At 69.5% G+C, this 22,922-nt stretch carries 19 protein-coding genes; 12 read left to right on the top strand and 7 right to left on the bottom strand.

Annotated elements, in window-relative coordinates; genetic code table 11:
- The first annotated feature begins 28 nt into the window (after nucleotides 1–28).
- Nucleotides 29–2,386 (top strand): hypothetical protein, encoded by a 2,358-nt coding sequence (locus ACFWQC_RS01095; RefSeq protein WP_378671856.1) that lies wholly within the window; start codon nucleotides 29–31, stop codon nucleotides 2,384–2,386.
- Nucleotides 2,387–2,461: 75 nt separating this feature from the next.
- Here the strand turns inward: ACFWQC_RS01095 and ACFWQC_RS01090 are convergent, their stop codons facing one another.
- The 5 genes from ACFWQC_RS01090 to ACFWQC_RS01070 are packed head-to-tail and all read right to left on the bottom strand — an operon-like array spanning nucleotide 2,462 to nucleotide 8,711.
- Nucleotides 2,462–6,031 carry a CDP-glycerol glycerophosphotransferase family protein gene (locus tag ACFWQC_RS01090; protein WP_378671854.1) on the bottom strand — a complete coding sequence of 1,190 codons (3,570 nt, stop codon included), beginning with the start codon at nucleotides 6,029–6,031 and terminating at the stop codon, nucleotides 2,462–2,464.
- 59 nt (nucleotides 6,032–6,090) lie between these two features.
- Nucleotides 6,091–6,498: a hypothetical protein gene (locus ACFWQC_RS01085; protein ID WP_378671852.1), complete on the bottom strand. Its 408-nt coding sequence runs from the start codon at nucleotides 6,496–6,498 to the stop codon at nucleotides 6,091–6,093.
- Complete coding sequence (locus tag ACFWQC_RS01080; protein WP_378671850.1) at nucleotides 6,498–7,244, bottom strand: SDR family NAD(P)-dependent oxidoreductase; 747 nt, start codon at nucleotides 7,242–7,244, stop codon at nucleotides 6,498–6,500. The genes ACFWQC_RS01085 and ACFWQC_RS01080 overlap by 1 nt, the downstream gene beginning before the upstream one ends.
- Nucleotides 7,237–8,463, bottom strand: coding sequence for an AMP-binding protein (locus ACFWQC_RS01075; protein ID WP_378671848.1), 1,227 nt, complete (start codon nucleotides 8,461–8,463; stop codon nucleotides 7,237–7,239). Before ACFWQC_RS01075 ends, ACFWQC_RS01080 begins: the two co-directional genes overlap by 8 nt.
- Entirely contained in the window at nucleotides 8,460–8,711 is a 252-nt protein-coding gene (locus ACFWQC_RS01070) for a phosphopantetheine-binding protein (protein WP_008354901.1), read from the bottom strand. Before ACFWQC_RS01070 ends, ACFWQC_RS01075 begins: the two co-directional genes overlap by 4 nt.
- Nucleotides 8,712–8,763: 52 nt before the next feature.
- On the opposite strand from ACFWQC_RS01070, the gene ACFWQC_RS01065 reads away from it, so the two are divergent.
- Nucleotides 8,764–9,300: a GNAT family N-acetyltransferase gene (locus ACFWQC_RS01065; RefSeq protein ID WP_378671846.1), complete on the top strand. Its 537-nt coding sequence runs from the start codon at nucleotides 8,764–8,766 to the stop codon at nucleotides 9,298–9,300.
- The gene (gene pseI, locus ACFWQC_RS01060; protein ID WP_378671844.1) at nucleotides 9,300–10,355 is read left to right on the top strand and encodes a pseudaminic acid synthase; all 1,056 of its coding nucleotides are present in this window, start codon (nucleotides 9,300–9,302) and stop codon (nucleotides 10,353–10,355) included. Before ACFWQC_RS01065 ends, pseI begins: the two co-directional genes overlap by 1 nt.
- Here pseI and ACFWQC_RS01055 read toward each other — a convergent pair.
- Nucleotides 10,352–11,416, bottom strand: a complete 1,065-nt coding sequence (locus ACFWQC_RS01055; RefSeq protein WP_378671842.1) for a PseG/SpsG family protein — start codon at nucleotides 11,414–11,416, stop codon at nucleotides 10,352–10,354. The genes pseI and ACFWQC_RS01055 overlap by 4 nt on opposite strands.
- Before the next feature lie 117 nt (nucleotides 11,417–11,533).
- Between ACFWQC_RS01055 and pseB the strand changes: the two genes are divergently transcribed.
- The 6 genes from pseB (at nucleotide 11,534) to ACFWQC_RS01025 (ending at nucleotide 17,334) form a co-directional block, all read left to right on the top strand.
- On the top strand, nucleotides 11,534–12,559 hold the full coding sequence (pseB, locus tag ACFWQC_RS01050) for a UDP-N-acetylglucosamine 4,6-dehydratase (inverting) (RefSeq protein ID WP_378671840.1): 1,026 nt from the start codon (nucleotides 11,534–11,536) through the stop codon (nucleotides 12,557–12,559).
- A gap of 2 nt (nucleotides 12,560–12,561) precedes the next feature.
- A complete protein-coding gene (locus ACFWQC_RS01045; protein WP_378671838.1) occupies nucleotides 12,562–13,683 on the top strand; it encodes a DegT/DnrJ/EryC1/StrS family aminotransferase in 1,122 nt (373 codons plus the stop codon).
- Complete coding sequence (locus ACFWQC_RS01040) at nucleotides 13,680–14,402, top strand: cytidylyltransferase domain-containing protein (RefSeq protein WP_378671836.1); 723 nt, start codon at nucleotides 13,680–13,682, stop codon at nucleotides 14,400–14,402. Before ACFWQC_RS01045 ends, ACFWQC_RS01040 begins: the two co-directional genes overlap by 4 nt.
- Nucleotides 14,403–14,477: 75 nt before the next feature.
- Nucleotides 14,478–15,623, top strand: a complete 1,146-nt coding sequence (locus ACFWQC_RS01035; RefSeq protein ID WP_378671835.1) for a hypothetical protein — start codon at nucleotides 14,478–14,480, stop codon at nucleotides 15,621–15,623.
- Nucleotides 15,624–15,769: 146 nt separating this feature from the next.
- Nucleotides 15,770–16,804 carry a hypothetical protein gene (locus ACFWQC_RS01030; RefSeq protein ID WP_378671833.1) on the top strand — a complete coding sequence of 345 codons (1,035 nt, stop codon included), beginning with the start codon at nucleotides 15,770–15,772 and terminating at the stop codon, nucleotides 16,802–16,804.
- Nucleotides 16,801–17,334: a hypothetical protein gene (locus tag ACFWQC_RS01025; protein WP_378671831.1), complete on the top strand. Its 534-nt coding sequence runs from the start codon at nucleotides 16,801–16,803 to the stop codon at nucleotides 17,332–17,334. The genes ACFWQC_RS01030 and ACFWQC_RS01025 overlap by 4 nt, the downstream gene beginning before the upstream one ends.
- A 379-nt stretch (nucleotides 17,335–17,713) precedes the next feature.
- Here ACFWQC_RS01025 and ACFWQC_RS01020 read toward each other — a convergent pair whose 3' ends face one another.
- Nucleotides 17,714–19,903: a hypothetical protein gene (locus tag ACFWQC_RS01020; protein WP_378671829.1), complete on the bottom strand. Its 2,190-nt coding sequence runs from the start codon at nucleotides 19,901–19,903 to the stop codon at nucleotides 17,714–17,716.
- Between the two features lie 196 nt (nucleotides 19,904–20,099).
- On the opposite strand from ACFWQC_RS01020, the gene ACFWQC_RS01015 reads away from it, so the two are divergent.
- The 3 genes from ACFWQC_RS01015 to ACFWQC_RS01005 are packed head-to-tail and all read left to right on the top strand — an operon-like array spanning nucleotide 20,100 to nucleotide 22,869.
- The gene (locus ACFWQC_RS01015; RefSeq protein ID WP_378671827.1) at nucleotides 20,100–21,098 is read left to right on the top strand and encodes a glycosyltransferase; all 999 of its coding nucleotides are present in this window, start codon (nucleotides 20,100–20,102) and stop codon (nucleotides 21,096–21,098) included.
- A complete protein-coding gene (locus tag ACFWQC_RS01010; RefSeq protein ID WP_378671825.1) occupies nucleotides 21,095–22,114 on the top strand; it encodes an NAD-dependent epimerase/dehydratase family protein in 1,020 nt (339 codons plus the stop codon). Before ACFWQC_RS01015 ends, ACFWQC_RS01010 begins: the two co-directional genes overlap by 4 nt.
- The gene (locus ACFWQC_RS01005) at nucleotides 22,111–22,869 is read left to right on the top strand and encodes a class I SAM-dependent methyltransferase (protein ID WP_378671823.1); all 759 of its coding nucleotides are present in this window, start codon (nucleotides 22,111–22,113) and stop codon (nucleotides 22,867–22,869) included. The genes ACFWQC_RS01010 and ACFWQC_RS01005 overlap by 4 nt, the downstream gene beginning before the upstream one ends.
- Nucleotides 22,870–22,922: the final 53 nt, after the last annotated feature.

The raw sequence follows: 22,922 nt of genomic DNA, 5'->3' as shown, positions 1-22,922 counted from the left end.
TGCGTCGAACCATCAATGAAGGAGTCCCATGGCCAGCCCAGCTCGACGACTCGCTCGCCAGCTGCTTCCCGAGCGCCTGCGTCAGAGCCTGACCGCTCGCGTCCCGTCCATCTCGGAGGGTGCGTCACAGGCTGCGAACCAGGAGGGGAAGCCTGCGCCGATCTCCATCGAGGTCGAGCCGCTCGTCGTCGCCGCTGATCTCGAGGGTGCCGTGAACGCCGCCGGTGGCGGCTTCTATGAGCGCGCCTGGGCCCTCTTCCAGGGCATCCCGGTGGAGAAGTGGGCCGCCAAGGCCGCCGACGAGTACGTCATGTCCGGCCTCCACGTCGACCCCGACGCGACCCGCGAGACCCTGCGCGAGCTCGCCGAGTCCGGCGCTGCGTACGTCCCTGGGCGCGCGTGGCTCGCGATGACCAGCCGTGTCTTCGGCTTCGGCGACCAGGAGCTGGCCCGCAGCCTCTACGCCCGGCTCGACGAGGCCGTCGGCGACGGCACCAACGGCGACACCAAGTGGGTCGTCGAGAGCCGTGACTGGCTGCGCCCTTGGGTGGCGGCCGACAACGACGAGCCCGACGCTCCGGCCGCGCCGGAGGGCACCGTCTCCTACGCCGTCGTCGACTACGGCCACCCCGGCCGCTCCCGCGCCTCCGCCAACATCGGCGACCACGTCCAGACCGTCGCCTCCCTCGGTCACCTGGTCCGCCACCGCGACCTCGAGTTCACCGGCGAGTCCGAGCTCGACGAGCTCGCCGACCGGCTGCGCGAGCGGGTCCGCCCCGAGCGCGTCCGCGAGGGCCTCTCCGCCAAGGTCCAGCTGATGACCCTCCAGCGCGACGCGTCGATGTACCAGCCCGTCCCGAAGGACACCTGGATGCTCGGCTTCGGGTGGTACATGCACCCGATCTTCGAGATGCGCTACGGGATGCCGTTCCACAAGAACCTGCGCCCGATCTTCGTCTCGTTCCACTGCAGCACCCGCGCCATGATGACCGACGAGACGATCGAATACCTCAAGAAGTACGCCCCGATCGGCTGCCGCGACTGGACGACCGTCGACATCCTGCTCTCCGTCGGTGTGCCCGCCTTCTTCTCGGGCTGCCTGACCACGACCGTCTCGACCGTCTTCCCCGACGCCGAGGAGCTCCCTGGCCCGGACGCTCCGGTCGGCTACGTCGACGTCTTCGACGGCACCATCCCCGAGGGCGCCCCGACCTACGCCCAGGGCGGCCTCGACGAGGTCCGCTTCCGGCCGTTCGTGCAGAACATCGACGACGCGATCACGATGCTCGAGGGCTACCGTCGCGACCACCCCAAGCTGGTCACCAGCCGCCTGCACTGCTACCTGCCCGGTCGCAGCATCGGCATCGACATCGACTTCCGCCCGAAGAACCTCTCCGACCCGCGCTTCGCCGGCCTCAACCCGCTCACCCCCGCCGAGTTCGACGGCATCCGGGAGAGCATGAACGACCGGCTCGAGAAGATCCTCACCAAGATCTTCTCCGGCGCCAGCGTCGAGGACGTCTACGCACAGTGGCGTGAGATGAACGCCGCCGAGGTCGAGATCGCGCGTCAGCGCCGCGCCGGCGCCCGCAAGGTGGGCGAGCTGGTCAGCTCGATCGCCGAGGACGTACGCAGCAACCCGGTCAACACCCCGGAGCAGGTCCCGGCTGACGCGATCCACGTCGCCGTCTCGGCCCGTCCGAAGCAGCGCCCGAAGCTGCGCCGGCTGGTCAAGTCCATCGCCGCCTACTCGTCCCGTCCGGTCCACCTGTGGGTCCAGACCGGTGGGACCGACCTGCGGCTCGACGAGCTCGCCCGGCCGGGGATCACGCTCAGCGCCCTGGACGTGTCCGGCTTCGACGGCATCAAGCAGCCCGACGGCAGCACGCTCCCGATCGGCCAGGTCGAGCGGCTCGTGGTCGCCGACCTGCTCCCCGACGTCGACAAGCTCGTCATCCTCCCGGTCTCCGCGGTGCTGACCGAGGACATCGCCGGGCTCGCCGACACCGACCTGGAGGGCAACCTGGTGGCTGCCGCCGATGTCGTCGGCACGCGCGCGGTCAGCGGTTTCCAGCAGATCCACGCCGCCGCCAACAAGCAGGCCGAGCGCACCACCGAGGCAGCCGAGCTGCGTCGGGACGGCCACCAGCGGCATGCCTTCGACTTCGACGCCTTCGACATCGACGTGCTCGTGCTCGACGCCGCTCAGTGGCGCACTCAGGACCTGCTCACCTCGCTGGCGCCCTATGTCGAGACCTACGGGATGACCTACCGCAACGTGCTCCTCCTCGAGGTCGGCCCGCACCGCGCGGTCCTGCCGGAGCGCTGGAACGCGATCCCCGGCAAGACCGCGGTGGCCGAGCCGGCTCTCGCCCGGATGCCGTGATCCTGGGCTGACTCCTTGGAGAAGCAGCGATGGCGCGCCCCGCAAGGGGACGCGCCATCGCTGCTTTTGTGACCCTCAGGCCTTGTCGAAGCTGGGCTTGTCGAAGAAGGCCTCGACGACCCGCTCGGTCGCCTTGCCGTCCTGGGTGTACTGGTACTTGGCGTTGAACTCGGCGATCCGGTCGCGGTGCTCGGCCTCGAGCCGGTCCAGGTCGGACAGGGCCGCGACGACCTCCTCGGCGGTGTCGAGCATCGGCCCGGGGGCGGTGTCGGCGTAGTCGTAGAGGAAGCCGCGGATGCCGCCGGTGTAGTCGGACAGGTCGGGCACCAGGAACACCATCGGCCGGCCGGTGAGGGCGAAGTCGAAGCGCAGGCTGGAGTAGTCGAGCACCGCCGCGTCGGAGGCCAGGATCAGGTCGTTGATCTCCGGGTAGTCGGTGACGTCGATGATCCGGGCGGTGCGCTCGCTGCGCTCGCTGCCCTTGGAGTTGAACCGGTGACCGCGGAGCAGGATGACGTACTCGTCGCCCAGGGCCTCGCTGGCCGCGACCACGTCGAGGTGCTCGACCATCTTCGCCGAGCGGTAGTTCAGCGCCAGGTGGTCCCGCCAGGTCGGGGCGTAGAGGACCACCTTCTGGTGCGCGCCGATGCCGAGCAGGTTGCGCGTACGCTCGCGGGCCTCCGCCGCCGACGGGAGGACCAGCGCGTCGTCGCGCGGGTAGCCCTCGCTGTGGATCGGGCCGTCGTAGGCGTACTCCTCGCGGTAGTAGCGGTCCATCTCCGGCGTCGGGGTCAGGATCAGGTCCCACCCGGCGGTCGTACGGTCGAGCTCGGCCTCGCAGCGCAGCGGCGAGAACATCTTCGCGCGCCACATCCGCAGGCCCATCGACTTGGCCGGGTAGCCGTGGAAGGTCTGCAGGAACCGCTGCCCCTCCCGCTTGCGCCACCAGCGGTCGAAGTCGATGTTCTGGACGAGGTACTTCGCGGTGCCGATGACCCGATACCACTCCAGGCTCTGGAGCACGACCGGGATGCCGCCCTCGGGGACCCGGGAGGCGTGGTCGGCGACGCCCCAGTAGAGGGTGAGGTCGGGCCGGGTGCGACGCAGGTGCTCGTGGATCGCGAGCTGAGAGTCGGTGGCGGTCGAGCCGGCGTAGGTCGAGAGATAGACCGCGGACTCGTCGAGCGGCTCCTCGGCCGCCAGCACGCGCTCGCGGGCGAGGTTGTGGGCGTAGCTGCCGGCGTGGTCGACGGGGATCGGCGGCTGCAGGGTGACTCCGGGGCCGTTGCCGTTGACCGGACGCAGCCGGACCTCGTCACTGGTCTGGAACTCGGCCTGGTGCTCGAGGAACGCGGTGGTGTGGCGTACGTTGCCGCTGCGCTTGGCTCCGCAGGTGAGCTGGAACTGGTAGATGCCGCTGGGCAGGACGGACTCGCCCAGGCCCCACTCGTCCCAGCGCAGCGTGAAGACGACCTCGAACTCGGCAGCAGCGGTGTCGATCTTGACGGTCTCGCTGTGGCGCGATCCGGAGAGGGTCAGCCGGGCGTGCTTCGGGATCGTGCTGAGCCACTCGCCCCGCACCGTGATCTGGCCCTCGCCGAGCTCGACACGGTCGATCGCGACGGTGTCGGCCACCTCGATGATCTGGGCGTAGCCCCGGCCGTCTCGCGAAGCCAGCACGCTGCCGCCGCGTTCGCCGGTCCACGGCGTGCCGATCGGGTCGGCCCAGACGATCCGGCCCGAGGTCCCGTCCTGGAGAGTGTCCAGCCGCCAGGCGGCGGGCGCCCCGGGCTCGACGGCACCGTGGGCGGGGAGGCTGAGGGTGACCTTGCCGTCCCTGACGGGCGCCTCGATACGTACGCCGCCACCGATCGCCCGCACGGCCTGCGGCAGCTCGCCGGCGAGGGTCAGGGAGACGGTGCGGCCCTCGACCTCCGCCTTCTCCAGGGAGGTCGCCGTCGTCGGGACGGCGCGGAAGCTGAGCTGATCGAGGTAGCGATCGCAGGCCACCGACAGACCGGTGGAGGTGTGGACCCGCGGCCGGTAGCGCGTCGCCAGGTTGCCCGCCGGGCCGCGGGTGTCGATCTGGACCTCGCTGGTGGTGCGGACGACACCGTCGACGCCGACGGTGACCTCGAGGTGCCAGCGCCCGGCGGTGAGCCGGGTGAGGTCGATCTCGGCGCGGCACCCGCCGGCGCGGTAGTCCTGGTACTTGTGGCCGATCGTCATGTTGGCCTGCGCGTCGCGCCGCGGCGTCACGGTCAGGTCGATCGGGTCGGGCAACGCCGCGTCGGGGTCGCTCGCGGCGCCGTCCTCGTCGGCGGTGGCGACCACGTCGGGCACCAGGCGGGCGGTGAAGAACGGGGTCGTCTCGGCGAGGTCGACGAGCTCGATCCGCGCCACCAGGTCGACCACGACCCGGTCGGAGTCGAGCGGACGTACGTCCCGCACCAGCACCCGCGCCGGTGTCTCGTGCTCGTTGAGCGTGGTCACGGCCTCGGGCAGGTCCGTGTCGGGGAAGATCCCGCGCACCTGACCGCCGACGACCCGGGTGCTCAGGTTGCCGCGCTCGAACCAGCGCGACGCGACGAACGCGGTCAGCTCCTCGCGCTGGTCGGCGATGAGGTAGGTCAGCCGGGCCCGCACCTCGACCGGGAGCTTGAGCCACACCTCCGGAGAGACGTCGCGCTCGATCTCGACGACGAGGTCGCGCAGGCCGGTCCACTGCTCGGCGCTCATCCGCTCGACGTCACCGAGGATGGTGTTGGCGCGGCCGGCGAGCCCGCCGAGCGCCCAGTGGTCGCGCAGGTCGGAGGCCAGCTCACCGATCGCCACCCAGGTCGAGCGGGTCTGCTCGATCCACTCCGCCATGCCGAGGGTCTGGTCGTGGAGCTGCTCGACCGGGGTGCCGTCGGCGCGGTCCATGTCGACGCACACCGGCGCGGTGACCACGTCGAAGCGGCTGGCCTTCAGGTAGCCGTCGAAGCCGACCGCGTCGGCGCCGCCGCGGCCGCCGAAGCTGAAGCCGTTCTGACGCCAGAACGAGGTGCGGAAGAGCCGGTTGCTCACCCCGACATCGCTCAGCGCCACCGGGAACTCGTCGAGGGTGAGACCGGAGCGGTTCTCGGCGTGCACGACGTCGTAGGCCGGCACCACCGGCGGGGAGAGCCGCTGGCGACTCTCGATACGACCGACCGCGAGATCGGAGCCGCTCTCCTCCAGGGAGGTCACCAGCGTACGCATCGCGTTCTGGGTGAGGAGATCGGCGGCGAGCAGGAAGCAGACGTAGGCTCCGCGCGCCACGCGACCACCACGGTCGCGGGCCTCGGCCTGCGTCGCGGAGCTGTCCAGCAGCCGCAGGCGGTAGTCGTCAGGGAGATCGGCGAGGATCTGATCACTCACCACGCTGGCCTGGCCGTAGGGGGCGATCAGGATCTCGAGGGTCGTGTGGGTCTGCTCGCGCACGGAGAGCAGCGACTCGGCCAGATACTGCTTGTCCTGGTCGGTCACCGTCACCACGACCGAGACGAGCGGACCGCGCTCGTGGCCGAGAACGCGATGCCCGGCGTCACGAGCCAGTCGACGGACACCCTGAGGCATCCTTCGTTCGGCGCGACGCAAGACGTCGACGATTCCCTGACCCATGCACAGTCCCTCTCGGTTCGGGGGCGTCCCGAATGACGCTCCCGCGAATCTGATCGAACTCAGAGGTTACAGGCGAAGGAACAGTCTTCCGCACTCCGGCCGATACCCCTCAGGGAACCTTCGCCAGGGAGTCTGCCGATCGAGACCACGATCCCGCCCGGCAGACGTACGGTGCTCACCTGCACCTCTGAGCCAGAGTCGTCGGCCATCAGGGCAACGATGTCGGCGACGCCGCGACCGGTGAGCTTCACGACGCACTCCGCCCGGGTCCATCGCGCCCAGAACCCGTCGGCGCCGAACCGCCTGGCGAGGGCCGCCGGGACCGTACGCTCCACCTCGGCATCGACCGCCACCGGGACGTCGTAGGAGCCCGCCCAGGCGACCACCCGGCCGTCGTGCAGGTGGCTGCGGGCGCGATAGGCGGCGAGCTCGGCATCGCTGCCGACGCGGAGCCGGCCCCGGGACATCAGATCGAGCCGCCGCCGTCGACGACGATCGACTGGCCGTTGATGTTGGTCTGCTCGAGCAGCAGCATCCGCACGGTCGGCACGACGTCCTCTGGAGTGGTCATGGCACCCGAGGGCGTACGCCGCGCGATCGACTCGAGCTGGTTCGCACCGAGCACCGCGGACATCTCCGAGGCGAAGAACCCGGGAGCGACCGAGTTGACCAGCACCCGGCCACCGAGCTCACGGGCCAGCGAGCGGGTCGCCGCGTCGAGGCCTCCCTTGGTGGCCGAGTAGGCCACCAGGCCCTGATAGCCGCGCTGGCCACAGATCGAGGTCACGTTGACGACCCGACCCTTCAGCCCCTTGCCGATCAGACGCCGCAGCACGAACCGGGTCAGCACCAGGGGCGCGGTCAGGTTGGTCTCGATGATCTGCGCGATCCGGTCCGAGGAGGTGTGCACGTGCAGCGAGTCCTGCCCGATCGCGGCATTGTTGACCAGCCCGTCGATGACGCCGAGCCTCGCCTCGACCTCCTTGACGAACGCCTGGGCCGCCTTCTCGTCGGTCACGTCGACCGAGCCGACGTGGGTCTCCTCGGGGTACTTCGACGCCAGCGCCTCGAGCTCGGGGGTCACCGTGCGCGCGAAGGCGGCGACCTTCACGCCGCGCTCGAGCAGGTCGGTGACGATCGCGAGGCCGAGGCCGCGCGAGGCACCGGAGACCAGCACAACGGATACGGGCGGGAACGGATCGAAATCAGACATCGCTCTTCAGTGTCTCCTTGGCCGGGATCTCGGCAAGCATCTTGATGCGCCGCGGCACGGCGTACTCGGGCAGGCGTTCGGCGGCCCAACGGGTCAGGTCGTCGGCAGTCACGCCCGAGTCCTGGTCGGCGACCACGTCGGCGACGACCATGGTGCCGACAAGCGGCGCCTTCCGGCCGCGTACGGCCGCCCAGGCGATCGCGGGGTGGGACTGCAGCAGGTCGCGTACGGCACCGGCGGACACCTTGGAGCCACCGACGTTGAGCTCGTCACGGTCCAGGCGACCAGTGACCAGGACCCGACCGTCCTCGATGCGGACGGCATCGCCGGTGCGTACGGCTCCGGTCAGCTCCGCACCCGAGGCGTCGGTGCCGTGGTGCGGCGAGGTGATCACCAGCTCGCCGTCGACCACCGACAACCGCGGGCGACCGGGGACGTCGCGGTCCAGCCACTCGGTCGGGAAGCCCGCGCGACCGTCGTGGACGACGATCGAGGCGCCCACCTCGGAGGAGGCGTAGATCCAGGAGACGCGCGCGTCCGGGAAGGCCTCGCGGAGCTGCGTCAGCACGGCCTGGTCGACCGGCTCGCCGCCGAGCGTCACCTGCTCGAGCGGGAGCTTCTGCAGCTCGGCTCCGTGGCGCATCAACGTACGTCGCCAGAACGTCGGGGTGCCGGAGACGGCGGTGATGCCGTGCTCGAGCGCGGGCGCCACCCAGTCGTCCAGGTCGGCCGGGTCGACGAGCACCAGGTCCTGACCGGGCACGCCCAGCCCGAGGGTGATCACCTGCCACCAGGCGTAGGTGCCGGGCGAGTAGGGGCACAGCCAGGTACGTGGAGCCAGCTCGCCGGTCACCGTCGAGAGCGACTCCAGGGTGTGGCCGACCCGCTTGGGCCGGCCGGTCGACCCGGAGGTGAGCAGCCAGACCCGGCCGTCCTCGGCCACACGTGGGTTGGTCGCCTCCTGCACGCCGCCGGACGGCTCGACGAGGTCGAACCCGGCCCCGCGCAGCTCCGTCGCAAGGGCCTCGTCGAGCCGTCCGGCGGCGACGACGAGCAGCTCGCCGCCGTCCTTCAGACCGGCGACCGCCGGCAGCGCGTCGACGCTGTGCTCCACCACGAAGGCCGTCGGCACCGGCCGTGGGGCGGCGAGCTGGACGAGCTCACCCCAGGTCGTGCGCCGCCCCGTCCGGGCGTCGACAACGAGGTTGTCGGCGATCACTGCCCCTGGATCTCCACGAGCAGGTCGAGCACGTCTCCGATCGTCTCGATCGAGCGGAGCCCGGCCGCCTCGAAGTTGAGCTCGTCGCCGATCTCGTCCTCGACCCGGAGCGCGAGCTCGGAGAAGTCGAGGGAGCGGAAGCCGATGTCGGCCAGCTTCGCGGTGTCGTCAGCGGGCAGGGTCTTTCCCTGCACGGCCAGCACCTCGCCCATGAGCTTGCGGACCGCCGGTCGGTCAAGAGTCTCCATGGCCTCGGACCATATAACGTGAGCGCGCATCCCATGACGTCTGAGGAGACCGATGTTACGACCGGCGACCGCCGACGACCTGCCGAACATGCTCGCGTGGCGCAACCAGGACGCGAACCGGTCGGTGAGCATCAATCAGCACCTGATCACCGCCGAGGAGCACGCTGCCTGGTGGTCCCGGGCCAGCCAGGACCCGACCCGGCGAGTGCTGATGTTCGAGTACGCCTCCCGCCCGCTCGGCGTGGTGACCTTCTTCGACCACGATCCGGTCGCCAGGTCGGCCTCCTGGGGTTTCTATCTCGACCATGACGGCACCACCGCCGACGGGACCGCGCTGCTGGCGTGGACCAAGGTGATGCGCGAGGCGGTGGCGTACGCCTTCGCCCCCGAGGCCGACGGTCTCGACCTCGACCTCCTCCAGGGCGAGGTGCTCCCCCACAACGAGTCCGTACGCGCCATGAACCGCAGGCTCGGATTCACCGAGGGCGAGCCCGTCGAGCAGACCGTCGACGGCGGCTCCGTGACAGCGATCCCGGTCCGCCTGCACCGCGACGACCGACCCACCCGACGTTCCGGCAAGGAGCAGTGATGACCACCCACGAGATCGCCGTCGGCGACCGGCTGATCGGCCCGGGCCACGAGCCGTTCGTGATCGCGGAGATGTCCGGCAACCACGGTGGCGACCTGGAGCGGGCCCTCGACATCGTGCGCGCCGCGGGCGAGGCCGGCGCGCACGCGCTCAAGATCCAGACCTACACCGCCGACACCATCACCCTGGACGTCGACACCCCCGCGTTCCGACTCTCCGCCGACCACCCGCTGTGGCCCAACCGCCGCCTCCACGAGCTCTATGAGGAGGCGCACACGCCGTGGGAGTGGCACGAGCCGATCTTCTCCCTGGCCAGCGAGCTTGGGATGGTGCCGTTCAGCGCCGCCTTCGACCCGACCGCGGTCGACTTCCTCGTGAAGCTCGGCGTCCCGATGCTGAAGTCGGCCTCCTCCGAGATCACCGACCTGCCGCTGGTCCGCGCGATCGCCGAGGCCGGGCTGCCGACGATCATCTCCACCGGCACGGCCACGCTGGCCGAGATCGACGCTGCGGTGCGTACGGCCCGGGCGACCGGCAACGAGGACCTCGTCGTGCTGGCCTGCACGGCGTCCTACCCGGCTCCTCCGGAGGCCTCCAACCTCCGCGGGATCCCGGTGCTGCGCGACGGGCTCGACGTCGCTGTCGGCCTCTCCGACCACACGCTCGGCATCGGCGCCTCGGTCGCCGCCGTCGCTCTCGGCGCCTGCGTGATCGAGAAGCACATCACGCTCTCGCGCGAGAACGGTGCCGTCGACTCCGACTTCTCCCTGGAGCCGGACGAGTTCGCCTCGCTGGTCAGGGAGACGAGGATCGCCTGGCAGGCGCTCGGCGAGGCCCGGATCGGCCCGAAGTCGGCCGAGCGCGAGGGCCTGCGTTTCCGTCGTTCACTCTTCGTCACCCGCGACGTCCGTGCCGGGGACAAGGTCGGACCGGACAACGTCCGCTCCGTCCGCCCCGCCGACGGGCTGCCCCCGGGCGACGTCGACATCGTCTTCGGCCGCACCTTCACCCGCGACGCCCCGGCCGGCACACCGCTCAGCTGGGACCTGGTCTAGACCTGGTCGCGGTCGAGGGCGAGGAGCGCGTCGGCGACGCGCGCCGGCCCTCGGCCGTCGACCGTGCCCCAGCAGGCGGCGCGAAGCCTCTCCCGCAGACGTACGTCACCCAGGAGGTCACGCATCCGGGCCACGGCATCCGCGGAGTCGCCGTCGAGCTCGGCCAGGGTGGCGATCCCGACGGCCAGCCGGTCCTGGTCCATCCGGACGTACGCGTCCTGCTGATTGTCCGCGACGCAGACGAACCCGATGGCCGCGCCGAGGCAGAAGAGCTCCCAGGCCGAGGTGCCGGCGGCACTGAGCACGACGTCCGAGTCGGCGACGAGCTCGGCCAGGCTGTCGGTCGGCCCGATCACGTGGACGGCCTGTCCCGCTGCCGGCTCGATGCCGGCGATCTCCTCGGTCAGCTCCGGGGTGGCCGCGATGGCGGTCAGCTCCACGGCGATCCCCGTGCGTGCGACCAGGCGTACGACGCGTGGTGCGACCCCGAAGGCGTCGGTTCCGCCGAAGAAGGCCAGCACCCGTAGGGGCGTGTGCTCGTCGGCGGCGGTCTTGGGTGCGCTCGGACGCTGCCGGACGATCTCACGTCGCTGCTGGGCGTAGTCGAGCCCACCGAGATGCCTGGCCCCGTCGGGGATTGCCCAGGTGGAGGCCTCCGCGCCGAGGTTCTGGTCCAGGTAGAGGTCGGCGACCCGCCCGCGCGGGTCGCCGTCGGTGAGCGCCAGCAGGGGCCAGCGCTCCCTCAGCTCGGCGTAGACCGAAGCCGGGAGGAGATAGGAGTCCACGACCAGCGAGGACGGCTCGAGGCGGGCGAGAACGTCGCGGACATCGCCGACATCGTCCGGTCCCGGCGACGCGATCTCGATCCCCCGGCGCCGCACCTGCTCCGCGACCCACGGCACGCGGTCCAGGTCGGCGACCACCACGACGCGTACGCCCCGGGCGACGAGCTCCTCCCCCAGGGCCAGGCAGCGCATGACGTGCCCGATCCCGACCTCGGGACCGGCGTCGCACACCATGGCCACGCAAAGACCTTCGGCCTCGACCGATCCCACGGACATGTATGCGCAACCTCTCGGATTCGTCCGTTTCGTCGGACGGCACGGCATGTGTCACCTTTTGCGCGCCGTATCGTTGGCGCACCAGTGAGGCCCAGAGTAGAGAGCACCCCTGTGACAGTGCCCAATTCGGAAGTTCGAGAGTCCGCCCCGATCGACCATCCTCTCGATGGCGCCAGCATCCTGGTCACCGGTGGGACGGGCTCGTTCGGAAAGGCGTTCATCCGCCATCTCCTGGACAACCTCAACCCGAGGCGAGTGATCGTCTTCTCGCGCGACGAGCTGAAGCAGTACGAGTGCCGCCAGCTGTTCGGCAACGACCCGAGGCTGCGCTGGTTCATCGGCGACATCCGCGACCGCGACCGGCTTCACCGGGCGCTCCACGGCGTCGACTACGTCGTCCACGCCGCTGCGCTCAAGCAGGTCGACACCGGGGAGTACAACCCCTTCGAGTTCATCAAGACCAACGTCCTGGGTTCGCAGAACGTCGTCGAGGCCTCCATCGACGCCGGGGTCAAGAAGGTCGTCGCCCTCTCGACGGACAAGGCCTCCTCGCCGATCAACCTCTACGGCGCGACCAAGCTGACGGCCGACAAGATCTTCATCCTCGGCAACAACTACGCCTCGTCGTACGAGACCCGGTTCTCCGTGGTGCGCTACGGCAACGTGACCGGATCACGCGGCTCGATCATCCCGAAGTGGAAGGCGATGGCCGAGCGCGGCGAGCCACTCGGGATCACCGACATGCGGTGCACCCGGTTCCTGATCACGCTGCCGCAGGCGGTGCAGATGGTGCTCGACACCTTCGAGTTCATGCAGGGCGGCGAGCTGCTCGTCCCGCACATCCCGTCCCACAAGGTCGTCGATCTGGCGAAGGCGGTCGCTCCTGAGGCGACCTTCGTCGACATCGGGCTGCGCCCCGGCGAGAAGCTCCACGAGGAGATGATCAGCCCGGAGGAGGGCCGCCGCGCGGTCAGCATCCGCGACGGGAAGTACTACGTGATCGAGCCCGAGAACCCGCAGTGGGGCTACAAGCCGATCATGGATGCCGTGCCGGTCCCCGACGGCTTCCACTGCGCCTCGGACAAGAACGACATCTGGTACGACGCCGAGGATCTCCGCACGGTTCTGGAGTCGGGGATCTGAGCATGCTTCCCTATGGCCGCCAGTCGGTCTCCGAGGAGGACATCGAGGCCGTCACGGCGATCCTGCGCGGCGACTGGCTCACCACCGGTCCGACGGTCGCCGCGTTCGAGCAGGCGCTCTCCGACCTGGTCGGTGGGCACCGGGCGGTCTCGTGCACCTCCGGCACCGCCGCCCTCCACATCGCCTACGCCGCCGCCGGGGTGAGCGTCGGCGACGAGGTCGTCACCACGCCGATGACGTTCGTCGCGACCGCGTCGGGGGCCTCGCTGCTCGGCGCGAAGGTCGTCTTCGCCGACGTCGGTCCGGACACAGCTCTGATCGACCCGGCCGCGGTCGACGCGCTCGTCACCGACCGCACCAAGGTGATCGCGGCCGTCGACTACGCCGGCCACCCGGCCGATTATGCCGCGCTCCAGCCGATCGCCGACCGGGTCGGCGCGCTGACCCTCGCCGACGCGGCCCACTCGATCGGCGGCTTCTCCGGCGGGCGCCCCGTCGGAGACCTGGCCGACCTGACCACGCTGTCGTTCTTCCCGACCAAGAACCTCACCACCGCCGAGGGTGGCGCCGTCGTCGCCAAGGATCCGGCCATCGCGCAGCGGGCCCATGAGTTCCACTTCGTGGGGCTGATGCGTGACCCCGACCGGTTCCGAATCAAGGACGAGGGGCCGTGGCACCAGGAGGTCCACGAGTTCGGGCTCAACTACCGGCTCACCGACCTGCAGTGCGCCTTCGGCCTCTCCCAGCTCGCCCGGCTGGCCGGGTTCAAGCAGCGGCGTGCGGAGATCACCGCCCGCTACAACGCCGCGCTCGCCGACGTCGACGGGCTGCGGCTGCCGGTCCGGCGCGAGGGCGTCGACCCCGCCTGGCACCTCTATCCGGTGCGCATCCTCGAGGACCGACGGCGCGAGGTGTTCGAGAAGATGCGGGCGGCCGGCATCGGCGTACAGGTCAACTACATCCCGGTCTACTGGCACCCGGTCTACGCGGACCTGGGCTACCAGCGCGGGATGTGCCCGAACGCGGAGGCCTTCTACGCCGAGGAGCTCTCCTTGCCGCTCTACCCCGACCTGACCGACGACCAGGTCGACCAGGTCGTCGAGACGCTGATCGGAACCCTGTGAAGACCGCGGTCATCACCCAGGCACGCATGACCAGCACCCGCCTGCTCGGCAAGGTGCTTCGGGAAGCAGCGGGCATCACCATGCTCGAGCACCACCTCACCCGGCTCACCGCCGCCGGGCTCCCGGTGATCGTCGCGACGACCACCAACATCGACGACGACCCGGTCGCCGTCCTCGCCGACAAGCTCGGCGCCGGGGTGGTTCGTGGCAGCGAGCCCGACGTGCTGTCGCGCTTCGCGCTGGCGGTGCGGGAGTTCGAGCCCGACGTCGTCGTCCGGGTGACCAGCGACTGCCCCCTGATCGACGGCGAGGTCGTACGCCGCGGCATCGACGCCTGGGTCGCGGCCGGCGACCCCACGCTCTATGCCAGCAACGCCCTGGAGCGCACCTACCCGCGCGGCCTCGACTTCGAGGTCTTCTCCGCGGCGGCGCTGCTGGAGGCCGACCGGCTCGCGACCGAGACGCCCCACCGCGAGCACGTCACCCCGTGGCTCTACTCCGACGACACCCGGCCCAAGCTCAACCTGCCGTGGGAGCGGGACGCCTCGGCGTACCGGATCACCCTCGACACCCCCGAGGACCTGCGGCTCCTGCGGATCCTCATCGAGGACCACGACGCCCATCGTCTCGACACCAGTGGCCTCGTCTCCCTCCTGGAGAGCCATCCCGAGCTGGTCGAGATCAACGCTCGGATCGAGCAGAAGAAGCTCGGCCAATAAGCCCCGGCGGGTAAGATTCGTGCACGCGGGACGTCGCGCCGCACCTCATCCCAGCAGCGACACTTGGAGCGGTGCATGCAGAAGACTCTGATCGTCCATTCCGGCACGTTCAAGACCGGAAGCACGGCGATCCAGACCTTCCTTGCCCGCGCAAGCCGCGAGGGAAATCTTCCTCCCGAGGTCGCCTACCCGACGATCGGCCGAGGCACGCACAGCGTCCAGCACCAGAACCTCTACTCCCAGCTCCTGGGCGAGGTGCTCTTCACACCCGCCCTCGGCACCTGGGAGCAGCTCGTCGAGTCGATCGCCTCGGGCAGCGCCGAGACCACGGTGATCTCGTGCGAGTCGTTCTCGCTGCTCAAGCCCGAGCACATCAGCGCGATCGGCGACTACGCGCGCCAAGCGGGCGCGAAGGTCCGCTGGGTTCACTACGTCCGCGATCAGGCCACGTTCTACAACGCCTTCTACGTCGAGCGGCTGATGGTGATGAGGCCGGAGCACGCCGAGCTGGTCGATCTGCCCTTCGAGGAGTTCCGCGAGTGGTCACCGCTCGACATGAGCTTCCTGCGCTACGGAGAGTTCGCGGACACGATCACCACGGCCATCCCCGACGTCGACCTGCGGCTGCGCCCCTTCATCCGCAAGGAGCTGCGCAACGGGAACGCGGTCGCGGACTTCCTCAGCACGTGCGAGCTCCCGATCCAGGGCGAGGGGGCGGGATCGAGCAACGTCGGATCCGGCTGGCGGACCGTCGAGACCGCGCGGCACCTGGCTCCGATCGTGGCCGCCGCACCCATGCGTGGCCGACTCCGAGGCGTCGACTCCTGGAAGGCCACTCGTCTGAAGTGGATCCAGATCCTCCGTGGCGAGTTCGTCACCAGGGCCACCCAGCTCGGCTGGAACGACTCCAGCGCGGTCTACATGACCTCCGAGTTCCGGCAGGAGCTGCTCGACGACTATCGCGACGACAACCTCCTCATCGGCAAGCTCGGCGGCTTCTCCTTCACCGAGATGATCGAGCAGAGCACCTTCCCCGAATACAACATCGGCGACTACTCCGAGATCCCCGGCGATCAGGTGATGCAGGTCGTGAAGCTGGTCATGCAGGGCCTGCACACGATGCCGGAGGAGATCGAGCAGGAGGTCGAAGCCGCCCGCGCTCGCCGGCGCGAAGCAGCTCCTCCGCCACGGCGGCGGCTCCGCGGCCTCCTGCGCCGCTAATCGTCGACTTTCGCCACGCCCACACTCTTCCACCACCATTGGCGCGTCGCCGACAAACGACGCGCATTACTAAGACCGCCGCCAGCATTGGTGAACCCCGGGCGAGTCACTCTTACCCCCGGGGTAGATTTTAGTACGCTACCGAGGTGCCCGCCCCTGAAGAAGCGCCAACGAGTCCCGAGGACGACTTTCACATCGTCCGTCTGCTGGCGAGCGTCGAAGCGATCCCGGACCCCGTAGAGCGGGTCCGCCAATGTGTCGTCATCGGTGATCAGGTGCGGGCCCTCCAAGGTCGACTTGGCGAGATCCGTCGTCGTGCAGTGTACGAGGCGACTCTGAAACCCGGTGCTACCGGCCGGTCCGTAGCAGCCGCCCTCGGCGTCAGCACCAAGGCAGTATCCCAGGCTTCCTCGGAGTATCGGCAGACCGATCTTGCACTGCTCGACAGAACGGTCGATGTGCTCAGTAGCGCCCTGTCGCCGAACGACCCCGATATCAACCAACTCCTCGCGCTCAGGGCATCGACCAGGTCGGTGTCATTGATCGCCCAAGCGCTACTGCGCACCTACCGCGCGTGGCTCGACCTCGTCGCAAAGGACGACGATGTCCCCGACGAAGTCAGGACGCTGGACGAGGCCTACGAACGGGCCGAGTACTTGTGCGCCCTGGCGGAGATCAAGCCGACCGCGACCGTCCGTTTCCCGACGCTCGCGGTCGCCGAGCCCCGCTACGACGACGTGCCGGACGAATTGCTCTGGCCGGCCAAGATCCTGAACGCCATGCCTGGAATCATCGCCACGGCCTGCAACTACACCTACGAAGACCGCGTCAGCGAGTGGTCGCTGCAGTGGCAGATCCTGCCGGCCGAGCGATACACCAGCGTTTTTGATGCGGGACCCGACCCACAGGGCTGGGCGGTTTCGGAATGGCTCGTCTGGCTGGCCCGTGACTTCCAGCGCAGTGGCGCACCGATACATGCTCGAGTCACCTCCCCGCCGCCCTACCTCAACGAACCGGGCGAGTCGATGGCCTTCATCGTTGAAGGCGAAACGGGGACACCGGAGAGTGTCTCGGCTGTCGATTTCGCTGACACGCTGATGCGGGTATGGGACGGCACCGACAGTGGCCGACCCGCCGGATACTTCGAGGTCAAGTGGCCAGAGCGCGAGGCAGCCGAGTGATCCGGGGCCAAGCGTTCGTCGATGAGTCGAAGGTCAAGGACTATCTTCTCGTTTCGGCCGTACTTGCCGAGGAGGAGCTCGCGGCCGCACGCAAACTGCTGCGCGACCTTCTTCTCCCAGGACAGCCGCGTCTGCACATGAAACAGGAGAGCGATCCTCGCCGACGGAAGATCCTCTCCGCGATCAATGAACTGACACCAGAGGTCACGCTCTACCGAGCCCCGTCGCTAGGCCGCACGGAGCTCAGTCGCCGCGCAATCTGCCTCCAGCGGCTCGTCACCGACCTACACCGCCATGGGCATCGGGCGCTCTGCATCGAACTCGACGAGACCCTGCGGCGTCGTGATAACCAAACCTTGATCGAGGCAACCAAGGCAGCCGACTCGCGCGACTGGCTGACCTACCGCCACGAGCAGGCTCGCCGCGAGCCGTTGCTCTCCATCCCGGACGCCCTGGCGTGGGCGTGGCCGAAGGGCGGCGACTGGCGTCGGCGCTGCGACTCCCTCGCCGTCGTCGTTGTCGACGTTTAAGAGCCCGAGAAAGCGCGAAACCCGAGCGCCACGACCATTCCGGACGGGTCTCGGGTCCACTTTCCGAAGCTCAACGCAACGGACACTCACAGTGTAGACCGAGCCACTACCTTCCACAATGACGGTGGGGATCAGAGCCCCTTCTGTGACCACTTCTCAGGTGAGACTCCCCACCCCGATGTAGCCGCTCAGTCGTGCTACGTTCGAGGAGCAGGCCGCAGCGATGCCGCCCGTATGGCCCTCAGCCCGCCTCGTGCGGGGCTGTTGTGCGTCATGGCCACCCACCCGGCTAAACAACTTCCCGATGACATCCTCGTGCAGGATCGCGCGAACAACCTGGCTCGCCAACTCCACCGATCTGGGTCGATGACCAGCGCCGCTAGCGGAGGTCGAAGACCGAGTACAGCCCGCCCTTGAAGCGCGGCTGGCCGAGCTCGCGGCGCAGGCCGCGGAGGTCCGCGCCATAGCGGCGATCGACGACGAGCCAGTCGACCTCGTGCTCGTCGCGCAGCGTGGCGAGCGTGGCCGGCGAGGGCTGCGTGATCGCCGCGTCGTTGGCCGCGAGCAGCTGCGGGTCCCAGAAGGGCAGGTAGGCGGAGTTGTTGAGGTCGGTGGACGGCAGCCCGACCACGAGCGGGTCGATGTAGGCCCAACCTTCGACCAGGACCCGGCGCTCGGCGTACGCCGCGATCCAGAAGTTCCGGCGATCGCAGTCGAGCACGGGCAGCCCGATGCAGTGGGCGTTGGTCGCGATCAGATCATCGGTCTGCGAATGCTCACGGACGAACCGTGCGGCAGCGACCCCGCCCGGACCGATGATGTCCGTGTCTGCGGCCCGGGGAACCGCAGGGCCGACCGTCGCCAGGGCGATGGTCTGCGGCGCCCCAGCGAGCACGACCCCCAGCATCAGCGCCACCACGGCCGGGAGCACCGCAATCGTCGATCGCTTGGCGTAGACGAGCACGGCGGCGAGCGCGACTGCGAGCACCAGCAGCCCCACGACGAGCTGGGTCAGCAACGTCGGTGTGAAGGCGGAGCCGTCCGCCGGCATGTCGTCGCCCACCACCAGCCTCGCGATCACGACGGCGAGGCAGCCGAGAGCGGCGCAGCCGGCGATCCGGAGGCCGTCGCGCAACGACAGGTCGACGGGGAAGATGTCCGAGAGCGAGACGGCGATGAGCACGGCGAGGAATCCGCCGGCGCCCAGGAGGAAGTACGCCTGGCTCAGCGCCGGATGGCTCAGGACCATGAACGCGCCGGCACCAGCGGCCCAGGTGCCTGCCAGGAACACGAAGTCGGGCCGTCGCCAGCCGCCACGCGCCAGGGCCGCGATCACCGGCACCGCGACGAGGAGGAGCCCGACCGTGAAGCTGATCCAGATCGACAACGGCGCTGAACCGGGGAGGGTCTCACCCTCCGGCAGCATCAAGATGCCGAGCCGCTGCACGGTGCTCCCGTTGAGATCGATCCCGGTCGCCCGGGTGCCGCCGCCGTAGAACAGCTGTTGTGCGACCAGGAAGACAGCGACAGCCGACCCGAGCAGGACGCCGAGGGTGCGGACCATCCGCGTGCGACGCAGCACAGCCGCGATCACCAGCGCCAGGAACAGGCCGGCGACGATCGTCGGCAGGGCAGACGACTTCGCACCGGCCACAGCGACCATGACGACCACCGTGAGCAACCACGGCCCCCATCGCCACTGCTCGCGCCGGATCATCTCCACGACCAGCACCATCAGGACCATCTGGAGCGGCATCACCAACGCGTGCGTCGGACTGTCGAACGCGCGGGTGACGGAGTCGAAGGCCAGCTGCGCGGGGCTGACCAGGCTCGTCCAGCCGAAGAAGTCCGGAGTGGCACCCATGGCGAGGACGAGGGCAGCGACGAACCCGGTCCACTTCCGTCCGGTGAGACGGGTGGCCGCTGCGTACGCTCCACCGGCCGCGAGCAGGACGAGCAATGCGATCGACAGGCTGCGCATGAGCACGATGAGCTCGATGTGCGTGACCGTCGCCGCCGACGCCAGGTGGACGTAGACCAGCCAGTGGTAGAAGAGCGGGGTGCCGTCCACCCACGGCATCTGGGCGGGGAAGTGGTGCAGCAGATCGCCGGCGATCGCGAGATGGAAGGGCTCGTCGACGTACGGGGCCCGCAACGCGTCGACCGGTCTCTGGGTCCACACCTGGTTCGTGACCAGAAGCACCTGTACGCCCGCCACCGCCGCACCCACCCACGACCACACGCTCGCCCGCCCGATCACGACCGGGCCGACCCGCCGGCGGCGCCAGACGACGACCACCACGCCGACGAGCACCGCGACCGGATAGCCGTAGATCAGCTGGGTGAGATCGATGAGCCGCAGCAGCACGTAGAGCGGAGCCTCGAGGACGAGCCCGAGGATGGTGCCGAGAACCAGGTCGTTGCCGAGACTCGGGCCCGGCCTGGCGACCGCTCGCCACACCACGGTGCCCGGGAAGGTGAGGAACGCCAGGACGTACCCGGTGAAGAGCAGCACGTCGCCGAGAGCGACGCCGGCCACGGCCATCGCGAGGACGAGGGTCACGCCCACGACGACTAACCCGGGGAGCAGACCGGACCAGGTTCCTCCCGGAAGCACACGGCCCGAGAGCTTGCGGTCCGAGGAAGGCTTTGCGTCTGGTTCGACGCCCACGGTTGCCGGGTCTGCAGTCACCCGGGCGATCATGCCAACAAAACGCCTACATGGAGTACACCGAAGCCCCTCCGGATGCGCTATTTTCCTAGCGATGTCCCTCACCCACACCGTCTCCGTCGTCATCCCGGTCTACCGCGGTGCCGAGACGCTTCCGGACGTGGTGAGCGAGGTCGTCGACCTCGCCGACCCGTTCGTCACCCCGAACGGGCACCAGGGACGTGTCACCGAGATCCTCCTGGTCCACGACCATGGCCCGGACACGTCCGACCTCGCCATGCGACAGCTCGCCGAGAAGTACGACATCGTTCGCCCGATCTGGCTGAGCCGCAACTTCGGCCAGCACGCCGCGACCCTCGCCGGTCTGGCGTCGTCTGGGTCGGACTGGATCGTCACGATGGACGAGGACGGCCAGCACGACCCGGCGTACATCGGGCCGATGCTCGACACCGCGCTCAGGGAGCGGGCCGCCCTCGTCTACGCCCGCCCCACCAACGCGGCGCCCCACGGTCCGCTACGCAACCTGACCTCGCACGGCTCGAAGGTCGTCATCGACCGGCTCATGCCCGGCGGCAGCGCCCGGCAGTTCAACAGCTTCCGGCTGATCCTGGGCGAGTACGGCCGGAGCGTGTCCGCCTACGCCGCCAACGGGGTCTACCTCGACGTCGCGCTGAGCTGGGTGATCTCGGATGTGGCGACGTGCCCGGTGGAGCTGCGCGAGGAGGGTGAGCGGCCCTCCGGTTACAACTACCGCTCCTTGATGTCGCACTTCTGGCGCATGGTGCTCACCGGCGGCACCCGGCTGCTGCGGGCGGTCAGCATCTGCGGAGCCCTGCTCGCCGCTTCCGGCATCGTCCTCGCGGTCGTGCTGGTCGTCGCCCGTCTCGCCGGCGGGGTCCCGGTCCAGGGCTGGACCTCGCTGATGGCGGCCGTGCTGGTCTGCTCCGGTGCCATCATGCTCACCCTCGGAGTGATCGCCGAATACCTCGGCGTCTCCGTCAACATGGCCATGGGCAAGCCGCTCTACGTCATCGTCAGCGACCCAGCCAACGGCCCGCTTCGCGAGTCACCCCTGCCGGGTCAGCCCGAGTGACCGGCGTTCAGCGCCCCTCCCGACCGCCGACGCTCGTCGTCGGTGGCGGCGGCCTGCTCGGCCGCCACGTACGCAGCGCGCTCGAGCGCTCCGGGGCGCCCGTGCGGACGACGAGCGTGCCCTGGGACGACCCGGTCGCCGCCCGCGCCGTCCTGAGGTCCGAGCTCACCGCCTTCGTCGACTCGTCGCCGGACGGCCGCATCAACATCGCCTGGTGCGCCGGCGCGGGCGTGGTGTCCACCCCGGCAGACGAGCTCGAGACGGAGGTGTCGCTCTTCCGCGCCGTACTCGATGACCTGCGTGCAGCACTGCGGCCCACCACCCGGCTCGCGTTCTTCTTCGCCTCCTCCGTCGGTGGCGTCTACGCCGGTTCGGCCGATCCTCCGTTCACCGAGCACTCCGAGCCTCGTCCCCTGGTGGCGTACGGCAGGGCCAAGCTGGCCATGGAGCAAGCGGTGACCGCATTCTGTGCCGAGACCGGATCGGTGGCGCTTCTCGGCCGGATCACCAACCTCTACGGACCCGGCCAGAAGCTCTCCAAGCCCCAGGGCCTCGTCTCTCAGCTGTGTCTGGCCCAGCTGCGCGGCACCCCGCTGCCGGTCTGGGTCTCCTTCGACACGATCCGGGACTATCTCTACGTCGGCGACTGTGCCGAGATGGTCGTCGACGCCCTCGACGGGCTCCACGAGCACGCCCGAGGTTCCGGATCCAACGCCGTCGTCAAGATCCTGGCCACCGGCACCGGAGCGACCCTCGCGGCTGTCATCGGAGAGACCAACCGGGTCTTCAGGCGGCGGTCAAGGCTGCGCATCCCGGGAGCCGGCACGCCCGGTCAGGCGCGCGACCTGCGCGTGCGCAGCGTCGTCTGGCCGGAGCTCGACAAACGGACACAAACACCCTTCTCCGTTGGCGTGCGTCGCATCGCCGATGAGATCGCGCTGGCCTACGCTGCTGGTACCTCCGCCCCCGGCCACAAACATCAGTCGACCCACGTGAGCGAGGTCTCCATCCGATGACCGACATGGGCATGCTGCTGGGCTCCAGGCCCGGCGGCTCTCCATCGATCGCCCAGAGCGACTACTGGTGGTACCGAGCACGCACCCGGATCCTCGAGACCGTCATGAAGCCGTACGTCGGGACGCCGCGCCGTCTCCTCGATGTCGGCAGCGCCGACGGACCGAGTGTGACCTGGCTCCAGGGCACCGCCGGGCATCACGTCTCGCTGGACGTCGACCCGCGTGGCCTAGCCGACGGCGGCGTGTGCGGCTCCGCGATCCGGCTTCCGTTCGCCGACGGCTCCTTCGACGTGGTCGCGGCCTTCGACGTCATCGAGCACTGCGATCCCGAGGCCGACGCCCTCGCCGAGATCGAGCGGGTTCTCGCCCCCGGCGGGCGCTTCCTGATGTCGGTTCCGGCGTACAACTGGGCCTGGACCCGCCACGACGACCACAACCACCATTACCGGCGCTACACCCTGCGGCGGGCGGTGGAGGCGATCAAGGCGGCCGGGCTCTCGCCCGTGCGAGCGACGTACGGCTTCACGGGGACGTTTCCGATGTTCGCGGCTCAACGCCTGGTCACCCGGGTCAAGGAGCGCGGCACGGCCAGTGCCCGGCAGCTTCCCGAGGGCGGCGTCGCACCGCTCCCCGAGGTCTCGCCCGGGATCGAGAAGGTTCTGCTCGGCGCCACCCGCATCGACGAGCGGCTGCTGACCCGACTCGATCTGCCGTTCGGGTCCTCGGTGCTGGTCGCGGCGGTCAAGGCCGGCTGAAATTGCTTACACTTCAAAGGCGGGCCGGTCGACGTTCGCCAGACCGTGGAGAC

The sequence above is a fragment of the Nocardioides sp. NPDC058538 genome (assembly GCF_042719275.1).
In the GTDB taxonomy this organism is placed as follows: domain Bacteria; phylum Actinomycetota; class Actinomycetes; order Propionibacteriales; family Nocardioidaceae; genus Nocardioides.
Note: the sequence above shows the minus strand (reverse complement) of the source record. Positions and strands in the feature narration are given on the sequence as shown.

Coding starts and splice junctions, on each gene's coding strand:
- ACFWQC_RS01095 (WP_378671856.1), top strand. CDS start 29: ATGGCCAGCCCAGCTCGACGACTCGCTCGCCAGCTGCTTCCCGAGCGC.
- ACFWQC_RS01090 (WP_378671854.1), bottom strand. CDS start 6,031: ATGGGTCAGGGAATCGTCGACGTCTTGCGTCGCGCCGAACGAAGGATG.
- ACFWQC_RS01085 (WP_378671852.1), bottom strand. CDS start 6,498: ATGTCCCGGGGCCGGCTCCGCGTCGGCAGCGATGCCGAGCTCGCCGCC.
- ACFWQC_RS01080 (WP_378671850.1), bottom strand. CDS start 7,244: ATGTCTGATTTCGATCCGTTCCCGCCCGTATCCGTTGTGCTGGTCTCC.
- ACFWQC_RS01070 (WP_008354901.1), bottom strand. CDS start 8,711: ATGGAGACTCTTGACCGACCGGCGGTCCGCAAGCTCATGGGCGAGGTG.
- ACFWQC_RS01065 (WP_378671846.1), top strand. CDS start 8,764: ATGTTACGACCGGCGACCGCCGACGACCTGCCGAACATGCTCGCGTGG.
- pseI (WP_378671844.1), top strand. CDS start 9,300: ATGACCACCCACGAGATCGCCGTCGGCGACCGGCTGATCGGCCCGGGC.
- ACFWQC_RS01055 (WP_378671842.1), bottom strand. CDS start 11,416: ATGTCCGTGGGATCGGTCGAGGCCGAAGGTCTTTGCGTGGCCATGGTG.
- ACFWQC_RS01045 (WP_378671838.1), top strand. CDS start 12,562: ATGCTTCCCTATGGCCGCCAGTCGGTCTCCGAGGAGGACATCGAGGCC.
- ACFWQC_RS01035 (WP_378671835.1), top strand. CDS start 14,478: ATGCAGAAGACTCTGATCGTCCATTCCGGCACGTTCAAGACCGGAAGC.
- ACFWQC_RS01015 (WP_378671827.1), top strand. CDS start 20,100: ATGTCCCTCACCCACACCGTCTCCGTCGTCATCCCGGTCTACCGCGGT.
- ACFWQC_RS01005 (WP_378671823.1), top strand. CDS start 22,111: ATGACCGACATGGGCATGCTGCTGGGCTCCAGGCCCGGCGGCTCTCCA.